This is a genomic window from Streptomyces sp. T12 (assembly GCF_028736035.1).
Taxonomy (GTDB): Bacteria; Actinomycetota; Actinomycetes; order Streptomycetales; family Streptomycetaceae; genus Streptomyces.
The window spans coordinates 9288068-9304996 of sequence record NZ_CP117866.1 but is presented as its reverse complement, the minus strand read 5'-3'; the positions used below and the strand labels follow the sequence as shown (position 1 = coordinate 9304996).

The window sequence follows — 16929 nt, the reverse complement described above, 5'->3', positions numbered from 1 at the left end:
ACGCCCGTTCGCAGGCTGCGCAAGCGAGCTCGACGCACCCGCAATGGCGCCACGAACCAGACCACTGTTCACCGGGAGGTCCGACTGACCCGCCGAGGCGCTCGCCCGCGGCCACGAGGTCACCTCCATGACCCGCACGGCCCTGCCGGACGGTGCGGCTTCGGCGTTCGTTCCCCTCGGCGCCTTCCGTCCCCGTCCGGGTCGCCGAGGCTCGCCACCGGGCGCGACGCCGGGCTGTCCGCGGCAGGCCTTCCGTGAGCAGGTCCCCGGCCTGCTGGAGCGGTATCGGCGCCGCACGCCCCGACTGGCGGGCCAACTCGGCTATGCGGTCAAAGAGTCGGCGCGCCGGGCGGGCGCTCGCCTCTCCCGGTACCTCGTTGCCGCGGTCGCGCTCGACCGCGCTGCGACTGCTGACGCGGCTGCCGCTGCGCGTACCGCGGGTACTCGGCGTCGACGGCCTTTGCCCTGGAGGAGTATGCGATGCACGGACGGGCCGGTTTCACCCTCCTCCGCTACCGCATCCTCCTCCATAAGTTGCCACACTTCGTCACCACCGATTACGGGACGTAGCCGCTGGCTGAACGGACCCGTTCGACGAGGGACTACGGATTGCCGGATGTATTGACGCACCCCGTTTCCCTCACTTAACTTCTGCCGAGCTTACGAACATTGTTCGATATTTCGTACAACTCGGCTGAGAAAACCACAGACCGTCTTACCGCGCCGCAGCCACGCGCGCTCCGATCGCCAACCGTCCGCCCGGCCCGCACCGCGACCGCCCCACCCGGGCGGCAGCCGTAACTTCGCCGCACAAGCCGTCACACCGCCGACGCACCGGCTCGCGTGCCTGGCCCCGCCGTCACCACGGCGACATGCACCGCACACGGGCGACACGCCGTTGCCCGAATCCGCCCCTTCCGGATCGTGCGGGTACCGGTCCTGTCCCGCCCGCACCGAGACCGAGCTTCCCCCGCCACTCCGCTGGCACTCGCAGAACGACAGGAGACGCGCATGTCCGCACTTCGCGCCCGGCTGACGGTGATATTGCTCTCCGTATGCCTCCTCTTCACAGGCCAAGCCCTGACCGCACCCCAGCGGGCGGCCGCCGCCGAACCGGGCTACCTGATGGTGCACTTCACCGGCGATTCCGCGACCGGCCAGATGTTGTACCTCGCGCACAGCACGGACGGCCTGCACTGGAACGACCTCAATGGCGGAGCGCCGGTCCTGAACTCCACGATCGGTACGAAGGGGGTGCGTGACCCCGCACTGGTGCGCTCTCCCGACGGGAGCCGGTACTGGATCGTCGCGACCGACCTGTGCGTCCGCTGCGGCTCGACGTACCAAAACGGCAGCCCCAGCTTCGTGGTGTGGGAGTCGAAGGACCTGGTGACCTGGTCGAAGCCGTGGCTGCTCGGCGCAGCCGGACTGATCCCCGGCGGAAAGAACGCGTGGGCGCCGGAGGCGATCTGGAACCCCGAGACCAACGACTACGTCCTGTACTGGGCGACGAACGCCACGGTGAACGGCGTGTTCAAATACCGCATCTACTACGCCCGCACCAAGGACTTCCGCACCATCACCACCCCGCAGATCTGGATCGACCCTCCCGGCGGCACGCCGGTCGTCGACACCCAGATGACCGAGGTGCCCGCCGGTGCCGGCAACTACCGCTACATACGGGTCTCCGGCGACGACCAGAACAACGTCGAGGGCACCAACTCGATCCTGGGGACGTGGACCAACCTCGGCAACCTCTCCAGCATCGGCCTCACCGGCAACGTGGTCGAAGGCCCGGTCTGGATGAAGTTCCGAGACCGCGACGAGTGGGCCCTCTACATCGACTACAACAACCCGCAGGGTGTACGCGAATACAGGCCGATCCTGACCACCAACCCGTTCAGCGTCGGCACCTACCGGCTTCAGGATTCGGCAAGCTACGACATGGGCGGCACCGCCAAGCGTCACGGCGCGATCATGACCCTCACGGCCGCCGAGGAGAGCCGCGTGCTCGCCCGCTGGCCCAACACCCCGGCCCAGCGACTGCAGTCGTACAACTTCCAGGACCGGTACGTACGCCACACCAACATGGACGTGCGCATCGATCCCGACGTCAGCCCCGCCGACGACGCCCAGTTCCGGCTCAGGCCCGGCCTGGCAGGCACCGGAACCGTCTCCTTCGAGTCGGTGAACTTCCCCGGCTACTTCCTTCGGCACTACAACTACGACTTCCAGCTCGCCCACAACGACGGCAGCAGCCAGTTCGCCGCGGACGCCACCTTCCGCCAGGTCGCCGGCCTCGCCGACTCGACCTGGTCATCGTTCCAGTCGTACAACTACCCGGACCGCTACATCCGCCACTACGCCTACCAACTGCGCCTCGACCCGATCACCACCGCGACAGGACGCAGCGACGCCACCTTCCGCGTGACCAGCTGACCCGACGCCGACAGGGATGCCGGCGCCTCCAGGGAGAACGCCGGCCTCCCCTGGCGTCCGCCACCGAACGCCCTCCTGCTCGGCTTCGTCCGCGTCGCCGAATGCACCCCGCCCGCCGCCCACGTTTTCCACACACCTGGCAGCACGAACCGGGACCGGGCCGCGACCCACCTGACCACGCTCCTCGCAGGCGGCCGACCGAGCCGCCCACGACATGCTCGGGCGGCCCGCCCACGAACCCCTGCCCCGTCCTAGCTACGACGCCGTCGTCGCTTGCCACCGCTACCTCACCGCCACCTCGACCAGCCGCACGACGGCCCCACACCCCAAGCCAGCTGGCCCATCGCTACCAGCACCGTCGAAGGAGCCGAAGCCGTGTCCCCGGCTTTCCACACGCCTTGGAGGCACCAGATGAACGCAACCCCCCTCCCGTCGCGTCGCCTGTTCCTCGGCATGGCCGCGGCCGTGCCGCTGTCCATGACCGGCACGCTGACCATCGGCAGCCAGTCCGCCGGCGCCGCGACGGCCTCCCCGTTCGTCATGGCCTACTTCACCCAGTCACCGAGAGGCCTTGGCACGGACCACGGCCTGCACCTCGCGGTCAGCACCGACGCGCTGCAGTGGATGCCGCTGAATCAGAACAACCCCGTCGTGACCCCGACCGGGGGCGACGGCGGTCTGCGCGACCCCTTCATCCTGCCCAAGCAGGACAGCACCTACGTCGTCATGGCGACCAACCTGAAGGGAACCGACTGGACCAAGCAGAGCCAGGTCATCCACGTCTGGGACTCCGCCGACCTGCGCTCCTTCGACAACTACCGCCTGCTGAAACTGCACTCGATGGCCACCCACAGCTGGGCACCCGAAGCCTTCTGGGACGCCTCCCGCGGCCAGTACGCCATCATCTACTCGGCCGTCAACAGCAGCGGACACAACGTGATCATGGTCAACTACACTACGGATTTCACGACGGTGACGTCGCCGCAGGTCTTCTTCGACCCGGGCTACGACGTGATCGACGGCTCCCTGGCCATGGACGTGAACGGCGTCAACTACCTGTACTTCAAGGCCCGCAACAGCCTCGTGGGTGCGAGGTCCACCTCCCTCGATCCCGGCAGCTTCACCGTCTTCACCTCGGGCCTGGCGCCGCAGGGAGGCGTCGAGGGCCCGATTCTCGCCCAGGCTTCCGGCACCTGGTACCTGTGGGGCGACGCCAACGCGCTGTTCTACACCTGGCAGACCAGCGACCTCTCCACCGGCACCTGGACCGCCACCGACCGGCGCGTCCACACCCAGCCGCTGAACTCCAAGCACGCCGACATCAAGCCGATCCCCCAGGCGGTGTACGACAACTTGGTCGCCAAATGGGGCAAGCCCGCCTGGAACCGGCTGAAGTCCTACAACTTCCCGGGCAGATACTGGCGGCACGCCGACTACATGGGACGCATCGACCCGTACCCCTTCGACCCGTACACCGACTCGCAATGGAAGTTGGTGCCGGGGCTGGCCGACTCCTCCGGCGTCTCCTTCCAGTCCGTCAACCAACCCACCCGCTACCTGCGGCACTCCTACTACCAGCTGCGACTGGACGTCAACGACGGCACCACGAAGTTCGCCCAGGACGCCACCTTCCACAAGACCGCCGGGCTCGCAGACCCGTCCTGGTCGTCGTTCCGCTCTCACAACTACCCGGACCGCTACATCCGGCACTACGACTACGCGCTGCGCATCGACCCCATCACCACCGCCGTCGGCAGGGCCGACGCCACGTTCTCCCTCTGGTACTGACGCAACACGCCACGAGGGTCCGCACGGAGGAGGAAGCGTCGGTTGACTCCGACCGGGGCCATCAGGAGTGCGGGCCTGTCTCACATTCGGCGCTGACGGATTGCGCCGCTGTCCGCGGAGGATGGGTGGCGAAGAACACGGTCTCCCGAGTCATCAATGACGCGGCCGGTGTGAAGGAGTCGACAGGGCGGGCCGTGCGGCGAGTCATCGAGGAGTTGGGGTACGTGCCCAACCCTGCGGCCCGGTCACTGGCCGGGCCGCGGGCCGACGCCATGGTCCTCATCCTGACGGAACCGGACTGGAGACAGTTCACGCAGCCGGTCATTTCGGAGATCGTCCGCTCGCTCGTGGGACGCGCTGACGGACACGGGGATGCAACTGCCGCCCCCCTGGTCCGCTCAGCGGACGAGCGGCAGCGCTTCCTGGAGTACGCCCCCGCGGCGGCCGGGTCGACGGAGCCCCGCTGATGTCCGTGCACGGGGCCGATCCGCTGCCGGACATGCGCCTGCGACAACCCGACGTCGTGGGCCATGACACCAACTGGCTCGCCGCCTCCCTTGGAGCTGACGAGCAACCAGCCCCGGGTCCGGTGCCGAAGAGAGCCGAATCCGGCACCGGGTCCGGAAGCGTTGAGGCAACCCTCGGCATCCGCACCGCCGGACGCCAGGGGTTCGTCGACGCTCACCCCTCACAACCCACCTGGTGAAGGAGTCCTTCATGATCAAGCCACCGTGGATACGCAGCGTCAGACGCGCGCTGCTGGCGGCGGGTGCCACCGCCGCGCTCGCCGCCGGCCTGCTCACCGCAACGGCCACCACCTCGCAGGCCGCCACCCAGGGGCCGTGCGACATCTACGCCGCGGGCGGCACCCCCTGCGTCGCCGCGCACAGCACCACCCGCGCCCTGTACGGGGCGTACAACGGCCCGCTGTACCAGGTCAAGCGCGCCGCCGACAACACGACCAAGGACATCGGCCTGCTGAGCGCCGGCGGATACGCCAACGCCGCCGCGCAGGATTCCTTCTGCGCGAACACCAGCTGCCTCATCACCGTCATCTACGACCAGTCCGGCAAGGGCAACAAGCTCACCCAGGCGCTCAAGGGCCAATGGCCCGGGCCGGCCGAGGGCGGCAACGACAACCTGGCCAACGCCTTCGAGGCACCGGTCACGATCGCCGGCAACAAGGCGTACGGCGTCTACGTGGCCCCCGGCACCGGCTACCGGAACAACAACACCAACGGCATCGCCACCGGCGACCAGCCCGAGGGCATGTACGCGGTCCTCGACGGCACGCACTACAACGCCGGCTGCTGCTTCGACTACGGCAACGCCGAGACGACCGGCCACAACGAGGGCAACGGCACCATGGAGGCCATCTACTTCGGCAACAGCAGGGGCTGGGGCTACGGCAACGGCACCGGCCCCTGGATCATGGCCGACTTCGAGAACGGCCTGTTCTCCGGGGTCAACACCCGCTTCAACGACATCCCCTCCGTCAGCCACCGGTTCCTGACCGCCACGCTCAAGGGCGGCCCGAACCAGTGGGCCATCCGCGGCGGCGACGCCCGGTCGGGCAGCCTGTCCACCTACTACAGCGGCGTACGCCCCAACGCCCCTGGCTACAACCCGATGAAGAAGCAAGGCGCGATCATCCTCGGCATCGGCGGCGACAACAGCAACACCGGCGCCGGCACCTTCTACGAAGGCGTCATGACCCAGGGCTACCCCTCGGACGCCACCGAGGAGGCCGTACAGGCCAACATCACCGCCGCGGGCTACGACAGCGGCTCCACCAGCACCGGAACCCTCACCCCCGGCTCCCGGATCTCCCTGAAGGCCACCACGTCGCCCTGCTGCACCTCGCACTACCTCCGCCACAACGACGCCGACACCAAGGTCGTCATCTCCCCCATCACATCCTCCAGCTCGGCCACCGACAAGGCCGACGCCACCTGGATCGTCCGCGCCGGCCTGGCCAACACCTCCTGCCTGACCTTCGAGTCCGCCAACAAGCCCGGCCAGTTCCTGCGCCACTCCAACTACCAGCTCTACCTGAACACCGACACCGGCGGCGGCTCGTTCGCGAAGGACGCCACCTTCTGCCCCACCACGGGCAACAGCGGGGTCGGCACTTCCTTCCAGTCCGTCAACTTCCCGACGAAGTACATCCGCCACTACTACTACACGGCCTACATCGCCAGTAATGGCGGCTCCAACGCCTGGGACTCCACGAGGTCGTGGGCCCAGGACACCAGTTGGCTCACCGCATCTCCCTGGAGCTGACGAGGGACAGCACCGAAAGATCCGCAGTCGACAGTCTTGACCGATCCCCATTCGGGACGAAGAGGTCGTGGGTTCAAATCCCGCCGCCTGGACAGTGAAGGACCAGGTCGGGGGCCTGATCCAGTGAGTGGATCAGGCCCCTGAGCGGTTCCTGGAGATCGTTTGGGAGAAGCCTGGGAGAAGATCTTGGCCGGCTTCTCCTTGGCCCGGTGGCCACTTCCGTGCGCGGTCCGTCAGATCCGGGGCCCGGCCGCCGGCGTCGGACCACGGCATGTTCCTGGGGAGGCACGATCTGACGAGTGCGAAGTGGGCGAAGCTGGAGCCCCTGCTCCCCGCTGGGAAGAAGTCCGGACGGCCGCCGGTACGCGCCAAGCGGCCTGCCACCGCGCAGGGAGACGCCCGATCGGTTGAGGGCAGTCCCACGACAGCAGGCCAAGCTGCGGGGACTGCCTTCCTGCACCGGGACCAGGACTTCGAGCCCATAGCCGCAGTCACCGGCCAGGCGCTCCCGTGGCAGGTCACGTCCGCCGAGGTGATGTATCGACGACCACTCGGTGATCTCGTTCTGAGGCCATGCGGTGAGTTCGATGGGCAGGACGGTCTCGTCGGTTTCTGACTCGATCGGGAAGGCCGGCAGGTCGTTGGCGGTTGATGCCGGCAACAGTGGTCGGTCGGCCTCAGAGTCTCGAACCCGGTCCCCTACCTCAACCAGGTGCTCGGCATCACCCCCACGCGGCATTGCGCCGTCACCAGGAGGAACAGCGATGCTCGACCACAGGAAAAAATCCGGCTTGCGTGCATGCCCTCGTGCACGCGGTGGTGGGTGGGAGCGGTCCGTGTTGAACATCCTGCCGGCGAAGTGACGCGACCTCGTCTCGGACGAGGTCTCTCAGCCCTGGCGGGGCCGCAGGCCGATGTGGCTGGGGCCCCGCTCGGGTGCCTGGGTCAGGACGGGTCGCCGTACTGGAGGCCGCGTCCGTTGGTGCCGACGTAGACGCGACCGTAGGTGTCGGGGTCGCCGGTGATGACGCCGACGCCGCCGATGCTGCCCCACTGGTGGGCGTCGTCGTTGACGCGGAGCCAGGTGGCGCCCTTGTCGGTGGAGCGGAAGACTCCGGTGACGTCCTTGACGGTGCCGATCAGGTACAGGGCCTGGTAGGAGGCGCGCGGCGCGGCCTTGCCGAAGCCGAGGGCGGAGGCGGACTGCACCGAACCGAGTGTGGTGAAGGTGCGGCCGCCGTCGGTGGAGTGCAGCAGCCCCTTGGCGCTGCCGGCGATCCACAGGTCCCCGGCGATGCCGGGGACGGCCGTGAGCTGCCCGTCGGGCAGGTTGGTGGCGCGGGCGGTGAAGGTCGCGCCGCCGTCGGTGCTGGCGTGGAGCGTGCCGCCGGCCAGGGAGTAGAAGATCCTGGCCGAGGAACGGTCGGCGACGACCACGGCGTCGGTGCCCAGGCCGCCGACCCTCGACCAGCTCGCCCCCCTGTCGGTCGAGCGGTACGGGGCCCCACCGGCCTGGGTCCACACGATGGCGGAGCCGTCGGCCGCGAGCGCGACATGGCCGCTTTCGGCGTCGGCCACCGGCTCTGTCCTGAAGCCGTTCCAGCTGGTGCCGCCGTCGGTGGAGTAGGCGCCGTCCCGCGTGCCGCCACGGCCGACGCGGACCATCACCGACGGGTTGGACTGGGCGAAGTCGATGTCGGTGCTGTTGGTCATCATCGGGTTCTTCAGTCGCCCGGCGGGCACCTTGGTCAGGGAGTCGTGGCGGAAACCGCCTTGGTCGCCCATGGCGGTGATGACGGTGGCGCCGCCGGGCGGGGCGATCGCGTCCATCAGTGCGGTCTCCTCCAGCCCTCGGGCCCCCATGCTCCAGTGGCTGGTGCCGCCGCTGTCGGTGGCGGTGGCGTCCTTGCTTCGCCAGATGCCGTTGCCGGTGCCGTACAGCACGTGCCCGGAGTTGAAGGGGTCGATGGCCAGGGCGGTCATCCAGTGCCCGGTGCCGGTACCGACGTAAGGAGCGGCGGAGGCATTGCGCACGGATTTCTCGGCCAGTGCTTTCCATGTCGTGCCGCCGTCGGTGCTGCGGTAGATCTCGTCCTCGGGCCACCAGCGGCCGAGGGTGGTGACCATCACCGTGGAGGGCTTGCGCGGGTCGACGGCCAGACCGGAGAAACCGTAGCTGCCACTGGACGGGGAGACGTTCTTCCACGCCCCGCCGGCCGGCGTGTGCTTCCACACCGAGCCCGCGGTCACGCCGTTGGGGCCGAGGTTGTCGGTGTACGTCAGGTACAGCGAGCCGTCACCGGAGAGCACGCCGTGCTGCGGCAGCTGGCCGGTGGGCTGCCCGGAGACGGCCTGCCAGGTGCCGCCGCCGTCGGTGGAGCGGTACAGGGAGGTGGACTTGTCGGCGACGCCGGCATAGACCGTCTTGCTGCCGGCCGGGCCGTACGTCACGAAGGAGATGCCCGCGCCGCTGCTCGCCCCGTCCCGGACGGGGAAGGAGGAGACCTGACTCCATGTCACGCCGTGGTCGGTGCTGCGCCACAGGCCGTTCTTGCGGGTGCCCAGCAGCAGGGTGGCGTTGTCCGCGGGGTCGATCGCCAGCCGTTCGCCCGCCCCGCGGCCGTCCTCGTTGCCGCCCAGCTTGAAGGGCAGCTCGGTGCGCTTGAAGGTGCGTCCCCGGTCCGTGGAGCGCAGTATCGCGCCGTTGCCCGCCCAGCTGTTGGTGTAGGTGCCCGTCGCGAGGTAGAGCCGGCGGGGGTCGACGGGGTCGGTGGCCAGGGAGTCGATGCCCAGCAGGTTCCAGTCCTTCTCGCCGAGCCAGTCGGTCAGCGGGATCCACTGCTCGGCCGCGACGTCCCAGCGGTAGGCGCCGCCCATGTCGGTGCGCGCGTACAGCAGACCCTTCTCCCGGGGGTTGAACACCAGCCCGGTGACGTAACCACCGCCCACCACCTGAGCGTTCTTCCACGCATACGGTCCGGCCGCGGCCGTGGTCTGCGCCCCGCCGGCCCCGGCCGCCTTCGTCTCGGCCGTTTTCACCAGCTTCCACTGCTGGTTGGTGCTGCCCTTGCCGGGATACTGGATGACTGCCGCGCCCTGGGCCGTGGAGCCCCCGGAGACGTCCAGGACCTGGCCGCTCCTGCGCGAGGTGAAGGTGACGGCGTCGGAACCACTCACATCGTTGATCTTCCACTCCTGCGAGGTGGCGGAACTGTCGGTCTGCTGCTCGGCGGCGGCCCCCTGAGCGCTGGAATTGCCTGCTATGCCCAGCACTTTGCCGCTGTTGCGGTTCACCAGCTCGTAGTAGCCGTCCCCGGTGGACTTCAGCTTCCACTGCTGGTTGGCGGTGTTCTGGTCGGTCCACTGCTGGATGCAGGTGCCGTCGGCGGTGGAGAAGGCGTTGACGTCCAGCACCTTGCCACTGCGCACGGAAACCAGCCGGTAGTAGGCATCGCCGTCGACCGTCGCGGCCTGCGAGTCCTCCTGCACGATCAGGAGATACGGCACGAGGACGGCGGGCACACCGAGCAGCAGACCGGTCGCGGTCCAACGACGGCGATGACGCCCGCGGCGCCCGCCGTTCGTGGGGTTGTTCATGGGGAGGCGTTCTCCTTGCATGCTGTTCAACAGTGGAAAACCGGATCCCGGCCACCGGAACTGGCCGGATCCGCTTCCTTGTGGTCACAGGCTGCGCAAAGGGTTGCCGCGAGCCGGGAACTTTTCCAGGTCACCTCGTGGCGCGGCAGGCGTTGATCAGCGTCCGGGTGAGGCGGTGCCCTTGGCGTCGACGGCCGTGGCCCGGAAGGACCCCGAGCCGGACGTCCTGGGCCGCCCCAGTCACCAACCGAGCGCGTGACGAGAATCGAACTCGCGCTCTCAGCTTGGGAAGCGACGGCGCTTGCGGAGCCGGACAGCTTTTGACCTGGAGCGGCCGGTGAGTTTACTCCTGACACGATGCGACCTCCAGGTGCGGGCATGCCCCTGGCGCCTGGTGGGCAACACGCGCTGTTCTGTCCGGTGGGCAACACACGCCGTTCTGGCTGGCGGGGCGGCGAGTGTGGACGGTGGCCGCGGGTTCGCGCGTACTGGTTTCCGATGTGTTTCATGAGGTTTGCGCGAGGTATTGACACCCTCACGGTCGGCTCTTACCTTTCCTTCACGCGAACCGGTTCGACGCCGGATTCGAGCGTCACTCCCACCTCCGCAAGTGAACGGTCTCTTTCTCCTCTGGAAGTAGCGAACCGGTTCGATGAAGGAGTCCTGTGAACATCGGTGAGATTGCCAGGCGGGCCGGTGTCTCGCGGAGCACCGTGTCGTATGCGTTGAGCGGCAAGCGTCCGGTGTCGGACGAGACCCGCGAGAAGATTCAGCGGGTCATCGACGATTTGGGCTACCGGCCCAACGCGAGCGCACGTGCTCTGGCCAACGGCCGTACCAGCACCATCGGTCTGGTCTTCCCGCCTGCCGGGGACCACTACACCGGAATGCAGCTCGAATTCATCGGCAGCGTGGTGGAGGCCGCGGCCGCTTATGACTACGACGTGCTGCTGTCCCCGAGCGGTGTGGACAGCGACCGCTCGTTCCAGCGGCTGCTGGGGGAGCGGCGGGTCGACGGCGCGATCCTGATGGAGATCAGACTCCAGGACGACCGGGTCGACCACCTCCTCGCCGAGGGCTTTCCCGCGGTCTGCATCGGCCGCACCTCGCGGCCGGAGAGCGGCTGGTGGGTGGGCCTGGACCACACGGCGCTGGCGGCGGCCTGTGTCCACCACCTCGCGGACCTGGGCCACGACAGGGTCGCCTTCGTCAACCGGCCCGAGCGGCTGCTGCGCGCCGGGTACGAGTCCGCGCACCGGGGGCTGGACGGCTTCACCAAGGCCGCCGCGGAGCGTGGGCTCACCGTCCGCACGTACAACTGTGAGGACGACGCACCCTCCGGTCAGGCCTGCCTGGAGCGGATCCTGTACGACGATCCCGACACCACGGCCCTCGTCACACTGAACGAGGCCGCGCTCGGAGGGCTCTACCGGGGCCTGGCCCACGCGGGCCGCCATGTGCCGCGCGACTTCTCCGTCACCGGTGTCGTCGCCACCCGGTGGGCCGAGACGGTGACCCCGCAGCTCACGGCGGCCGACGTGCCCGCATCGCAGATGGGACGCCTGGCCGTCGAACTGCTCGTCGAGCGTCTCGACCACCCTGACGCGCCCCCTCGCCACCAACTGCTCGCCCCGCCGATCTCGCTCCGCGCCAGCACCGGGCCCGCCGTCCCCCGCCCTCCGGGGGACACGCGCGGGATCCCCGACGTCGACTCGACCGCCTGACAGGCCGCCCTCCGCATCCCCTGTGGATCAAGGGCCCTGCTCGTCCTCCGTCACCTTTCGCCCCGTCACCGTTCAACCGGCCGCTCCGCGACTCCGCGGCGCTGTTCAGCCTGCCCTGCCATCCGTCCACCTCCCCTGGCATGCCCATGCCTGACACACGCAAGGAACGCCCGATGAACAGATCCACCAGACGCCGTCTCACCGCCACCGCCATGACCGTCGTCGCCCTCACCACCGTCACCACCGCATGCTCCTCCGGCGACGGCTCCACGTCCGCCAAGGCGACAGACGGCGGCAGCTACACCATTTGGGACCCCTACCCGCAGTTCGCCAAGGGCTCGGACTGGGCGAAGCTGCTGGACGGCTGCGGCAGCAAGGCCGGAGTCAAGATCAAGCGAACGGCCTTCGACACCAGCGACCTGACGAACAAGGCGCTGCTGGCAGCCCAGCAGGACAACTCCGCCGACGTGCTCATCGTCGACAACCCGGTGGTGTCGACGCTGGCCGAGGCGGGCGTGCTCACCACGACCGACGAGAACAAGGTGGACACCTCGAAGGTGGACCCCAACCTGCTCGCGGCCGGTCAGTCGGGTGGTAAGACGTACGGAACCCCGATCGGCGCGAACACCCTCGCCCTCTACTACAACAAGGAGGTGCTGAAGGAAGCCGGGGTGGACATCGCCTCGGTCAAGGACTGGAAGTCGCTGACGGCGGCGCTGGAGAAGGTCGAGAAGGCGGGCAAGAAGGGCATCACGTTCTCCGCGATCGGGACGGAGGAGGGCAGCTTCCAGTTCCTGCCGTGGTTCTGGGGTTCGGGTGCGCAGCTGACCGAACTCGACTCCGCCCAGGGTGTGGCGGCCGTGTCCTTGTGGAGCGACTGGCTGAAGAAGGGCTACGCGCCCAACTCGGTCATCAACAACACGCAGACGACCAGTTGGCAGGAGTTCGCGAGCGGCGACTACGCCTTCGCGGAGAACGGCACCTGGCAGCTGGCCAATGCCGAGAAGGCCGGCTTCGACTACGGGGTCATCCCCGTTCCCGCCGCCTCGGGAGGCAACGCCGCGGCGCCTACCGGCGGTGAGTTCGTCACCGTCCCGGTCCAGGGCGACACCGGCCGCTACGCCACCACACAGAAGCTGGTCTCCTGCCTGACCAGCACCGAGAACCTGTACGCCACCGACACCACGCTGTCCTACGTGGCTCCCACCAGCGAGGTGCAGGACAAGCAGGTGGCGGAGAACGCCGAGCTGAAGCCGTGGGTCGAGGCGGTCAAGGCAGCCAAGGGACGCACCAGCGACGACCTCGGCACCAAGTACCCCAAGATCTCCGAGCAGTTGTGGAAGGCGGTCCAGTCCGCCCTCAGCGGTTCCAAGTCGCCCAAGGACGCGCTGACCGCGGCACAGGACGCCGTCAACTAGACCCGCAGGCAACCGCGACCCAGGGCTCCTCGATGAAGCACACGACACACCTGCCGGACCGCCGACTGGTGCGTGACCGGAACGGGGCGGCGGCCACCGCCGCCCCGCCCCCGGCCCGCACCGCCCACCGGCGCCGTCGTCCCACCTCCCAGCAGTGGGCCGCCTGGGCCTTCCTCGCCCCGGTCACCCTCTACCTCGCCCTCTTCTACGCCTATCCGCTCTACCGCAACCTCGACCTGAGCCTGCGCAACTACACCGTCCGCTCCTTCGTCCAGGGCAACGCACCGTTCACCGGACTGGACAACTACCAGAAGGTCTTCGACGACCCGACCTTCGGTCCGGCACTCACCCACACCGTGGTGTTCACCGTCGTGTGCCTGTTTTTCCAGTACGCCATCGGCCTGGCGCTGGCGGTCTTCTTCAACCAGCACTTCCGGCTGTCCGCCACCCTGCGGGCGCTGTTCCTGGTGCCGTGGCTGCTGCCGCTGATCGTGTCGGCCTCCACCTGGTCGTGGATGCTCAACAGCGACTCCGGTGTCGTCAACGCGGCGCTGCACGCCGTCGGCATCGGTCCGGTGAACTGGCTGACGTCACCGGAGTGGTCGCTGATGGCGGTGATCGTCGCGAACATCTGGATCGGGGTCCCGTTCAACCTGGTCGTGCTCTACAGCGGCCTGCAGTCCATCCCCGCCAGCCTCTACGAAGCGGCCGCCCTCGACGGCGCGAGCGCCTGGCGACGCTTCTGGAGCATCACCTTCCCGCTGCTGCGCCCCGTGTCCGCCGTCACCCTGCTGCTGGGGCTGGTCTACACGCTCAAGGTCTTCGACATCATCTGGATCATGACCAAGGGCGGCCCGGCGGGATCGTCCACGACCTTCGCCACCTGGTCCTACCAGCTCGGCTTCGGCAACCTGCTGCCCGCCTTCGGCCCCGGCGCGGCCGTCGGCAACCTGCTCGTGGTCGCCGCCCTGGTCTTCGGCCTGGTGTACCTGAAGGTCCAGAGAAAGCAGGCACTGGCATGAACCTGCTGCACCGGTTCCGCGGTACGGGGTGGAAGACCGCCCTCGGCCTGGCACTCACGGCCGTCATGCTCTTCCCGGTCTACTGGATGCTCAACGTGTCCTTCACCCGCGACCAGGACATGCGCAAGTCGCCGCCCGGCCTGTTCCCCGTCCACGGCACGCTGGCCGGCTACCGCGCCGTCTTCGACCAGCAGTTGCCCTACCTCGGCACGAGCCTGGTCATCGGTCTGGGCACGGTCGTGCTGACCGTGGCGCTGGCCGCGCCCGCCGGATACGCGCTGGCGAAACTCCGCCCCCGCGGCGGGGACCTGCTCAGCTTCCTCTTCCTGGTGGCCCAGATGATCCCCGGCATCATCATGGCGATGGGTTTCTACGCCATCTACCTCCAGCTCGGCCTGCTCCAGTCCGTCCCCGGCCTGATCGTCGCCGACTCCACCCTGGCCGTCCCCTTCGCGGTGCTCATCTTCACCGCGTTCATGTCCGGCATCCCCGGCGAACTGCTCCAGGCCGCGCAGATGGACGGAGCCGGGCCGCTGCGCACCTTCCGGTCCGTGGTGCTGCCGATGAGCCGCAACTCGATCGTCACGGCCTCGCTGTTCGCGTTCCTGTGGTCCTGGTCCGACTTCGTCTTCGCCAGCACCCTCGCAGGCGGCGGCGCCCACGAGCCGATCACCCTCGGCATCTACCACTACATCGGCAACAACAACCAGGAGTGGAACGCCATCATGGCCACCGCCGTCGTCGCCTCACTGCCGGCCACGGTGATCCTCGTCCTCGCCCAGCGCTACGTCGCCGCCGGTGTGACGGCCGGAGCCGTCAAGGACTGACCACCTCACGACCACCGCCGGTGGCCCCTGCTGAAGAAACGAGTACCACTTGATGACCGCCGCCCGATCCGGCCCGGCCTTCTCCCTCCACGACATCCCGTTCAGCACGCACGGATCCTGGTTCGGCATCTCGCCCGTGCTCGCGGAGAAGACACGTGCCGAGGACCTCCACCTCGTCTCGCACCAGAACGGCATGCACGCCGTCCTGCGCTTCACGCCCCTCCACGCGGCGACGGGCGAGCGCGCGGGGACCCGCGTCGAGGCGACTCCGGGCCTGCTGAGCTGGACCGGTGAGCAAGGGCGCGTCGCTCTCGCCTACGCCTCACCGGACACCGTCCGCCTGCGCGGCGAAGGACTCGGCCTGCGCATCACCGCGGCGGCGGACGCCCTGACCCCCTTCACGGGCACCTACTTCTACCGCGACCCGGTGGAGGGGGCGTACGTGTTCACCTCGTACGAGACCGGGCGCCGCTACCGCATCACCGTGCTGTCCGGCACGGTCACCGAGATATCCGGCAGTCAGGCCCTCGGTAGCGGTGAACGAGGCGTCACCCTCACCGCGGCCCCCGGCGGAGGCTGGGAGGCGGCCGTCGAGGAGCTGGACAGCGCACGCCTGCCCTACACGTCCTCGGAGACGTTCGACGCCGTCGTGGCGACCGCGGAGCATGCCTTCGCCGCCTTCGCCGACGCGGTGGCCCCCTGGCGCTCGCCCGCGACCCCGGCCGCCGAACTCGCCGCGTACGTCCTGTGGTCGGCAACCGTCCGCCCGGCGTCCCTGGTCACCCGGCCTGCCGTGCTGATGTCCAAGCACTGGATGGACAAGGTCTGGAGCTGGGACCACTGCTTCAACGCCCTTGCCCTCGCCCCCGGTGCCCCCGCCCTGGCCTGGGACCAGTTCTCCCTGCCCTTCGACCACCAGGACGAGACCGGGGCCCTGCCCGACTCGGTGACCCACTCCGAGGTCCTCTACAACTTCGTCAAACCGCCCATTCACGGCTGGGCCCTGTCCCACCTGCGCAGACGGCTCCCCGAACCCCTCAGCCGGACCGAACTCGCCGAGATCTACCGCAGATTGGCACGGTGGACGGACTTCTGGCTCACCGCCCGCCGCGCCCCGGGCGCCGCCCTGCCCCACTACCAGCACGGCAACGACAGCGGCTGGGACAACGCCACCACCTTCGACCCCGAGCGCGTGGTCGTCACCGCCGACCTGGCCGCCTTCCTCGTCCTCCAGCTCCGCGAACTCGTCGGCCTGGCCACCGAACTGAGCCTTCCCGACGAGGCCCGCCGCTGGACCCGAACCGCCGAGGCGACCCAGGCCGCGATGCTCGACGAGCTGTGGACAGGAGAGCGGTTCGTGGCCCGCGGCGTGGACAGCTCGCAGACCTGGGAGAGCTCCAGCCTGCTGGACCTGATGCCGATGGCACTGGGCGAGCACCTGCCCGAACACATCGGCAAAGCCCTGGCCGCCCGGATCGAGACCCACCTGACCCCGTACGGCCTGGCCACCGAACTGCCCACCTCACCCCACTACCTCGCCGACGGCTACTGGCGCGGCCCGATCTGGGCACCCGCCACCGTCCTCATCGAGGACGGCCTGCGCCGCGCCGGCCACCACCGCCTCGCGGACGAGATCAGCGCCCGCTTCCGCGCCCTGTGCGAGACCCACGGCTTCGCCGAGAACTTCGACGCCCTCACCGGCACGGGCCTGCGCGACCGCGCCTACACCTGGACCGCCAGCAGCTACCTCCTCCTCGCCGAAGCCCACACACTCCGGCACACCGCACCCGCACCGGCCGCGCACACCGGCGGCTGAGAGCCCCTGGGCTCC

The 16929-nt window shown here is 68.8% G+C and carries 9 protein-coding genes and 2 pseudogenes; 10 read left to right on the top strand and 1 reads right to left on the bottom strand.

Annotation, left to right across the window (positions count from 1 at the left end):
- Positions 1–235: 235 nt before the first annotated feature.
- The 5 genes and pseudogenes from PBV52_RS41710 to PBV52_RS41690 form a co-directional block, all read left to right on the top strand.
- Positions 236–455: pseudogene (locus PBV52_RS41710) on the top strand (ISL3 family transposase); the annotation flags it as partial.
- A gap of 556 nt (positions 456–1011) precedes the next feature.
- Entirely contained in the window at positions 1012–2439 is a 1428-nt protein-coding gene (locus PBV52_RS41705) for a glycoside hydrolase family 43 protein (protein ID WP_274246151.1), read from the top strand.
- 411 nt (positions 2440–2850) lie between these two features.
- Positions 2851–4227, top strand: coding sequence for a glycoside hydrolase family 43 protein (locus PBV52_RS41700; RefSeq protein WP_274246149.1), 1377 nt, complete (start codon positions 2851–2853; stop codon positions 4225–4227).
- A gap of 125 nt (positions 4228–4352) precedes the next feature.
- A pseudogene (locus PBV52_RS41695) lies at positions 4353–4729 on the top strand (LacI family DNA-binding transcriptional regulator); the annotation flags it as partial.
- A gap of 215 nt (positions 4730–4944) precedes the next feature.
- On the top strand, positions 4945–6510 hold the full coding sequence (locus tag PBV52_RS41690) for an alpha-L-arabinofuranosidase B (protein ID WP_274246147.1): 1566 nt from the start codon (positions 4945–4947) through the stop codon (positions 6508–6510).
- Between the two features lie 945 nt (positions 6511–7455).
- Here the strand turns inward: PBV52_RS41690 and PBV52_RS41685 are convergent.
- Entirely contained in the window at positions 7456–10107 is a 2652-nt protein-coding gene (locus PBV52_RS41685; protein WP_274246145.1) for an RICIN domain-containing protein, read from the bottom strand.
- A 665-nt stretch (positions 10108–10772) separates the two neighbouring features.
- Here PBV52_RS41685 and PBV52_RS41680 point away from each other — a divergent pair.
- From PBV52_RS41680 to PBV52_RS41660, 5 genes are all read left to right on the top strand, one after another.
- A complete protein-coding gene (locus PBV52_RS41680; RefSeq protein WP_274246143.1) occupies positions 10773–11831 on the top strand; it encodes a LacI family DNA-binding transcriptional regulator in 1059 nt (352 codons plus the stop codon).
- A 173-nt stretch (positions 11832–12004) separates the two neighbouring features.
- Positions 12005–13249 carry an extracellular solute-binding protein gene (locus PBV52_RS41675; RefSeq protein ID WP_274246141.1) on the top strand — a complete coding sequence of 415 codons (1245 nt, stop codon included), beginning with the start codon at positions 12005–12007 and terminating at the stop codon, positions 13247–13249.
- Between the two features lie 32 nt (positions 13250–13281).
- Complete coding sequence (locus PBV52_RS41670) at positions 13282–14271, top strand: carbohydrate ABC transporter permease (protein ID WP_274246139.1); 990 nt, start codon at positions 13282–13284, stop codon at positions 14269–14271.
- Positions 14268–15098, top strand: a complete 831-nt coding sequence (locus PBV52_RS41665; RefSeq protein WP_274246137.1) for a carbohydrate ABC transporter permease — start codon at positions 14268–14270, stop codon at positions 15096–15098. The genes PBV52_RS41670 and PBV52_RS41665 overlap by 4 nt, the downstream gene beginning before the upstream one ends.
- A gap of 52 nt (positions 15099–15150) precedes the next feature.
- Positions 15151–16914 carry an amylo-alpha-1,6-glucosidase gene (locus tag PBV52_RS41660; RefSeq protein WP_274246135.1) on the top strand — a complete coding sequence of 588 codons (1764 nt, stop codon included), beginning with the start codon at positions 15151–15153 and terminating at the stop codon, positions 16912–16914.
- Positions 16915–16929: the final 15 nt, after the last annotated feature.

Excerpts from the sequence above, each read along its gene's own strand:
- PBV52_RS41705 (WP_274246151.1), top strand. The coding sequence starts at position 1,012 with ATGTCCGCACTTCGCGCCCGGCTGACGGTGATATTGCTCTCCGTATGC.
- PBV52_RS41700 (WP_274246149.1), top strand. The coding sequence starts at position 2,851 with ATGAACGCAACCCCCCTCCCGTCGCGTCGCCTGTTCCTCGGCATGGCC.
- PBV52_RS41690 (WP_274246147.1), top strand. The coding sequence starts at position 4,945 with ATGATCAAGCCACCGTGGATACGCAGCGTCAGACGCGCGCTGCTGGCG.
- PBV52_RS41685 (WP_274246145.1), bottom strand. The coding sequence starts at position 10,107 with ATGAACAACCCCACGAACGGCGGGCGCCGCGGGCGTCATCGCCGTCGT.
- PBV52_RS41675 (WP_274246141.1), top strand. The coding sequence starts at position 12,005 with ATGAACAGATCCACCAGACGCCGTCTCACCGCCACCGCCATGACCGTC.
- PBV52_RS41670 (WP_274246139.1), top strand. The coding sequence starts at position 13,282 with ATGAAGCACACGACACACCTGCCGGACCGCCGACTGGTGCGTGACCGG.
- PBV52_RS41665 (WP_274246137.1), top strand. The coding sequence starts at position 14,268 with ATGAACCTGCTGCACCGGTTCCGCGGTACGGGGTGGAAGACCGCCCTC.
- PBV52_RS41660 (WP_274246135.1), top strand. The coding sequence starts at position 15,151 with ATGACCGCCGCCCGATCCGGCCCGGCCTTCTCCCTCCACGACATCCCG.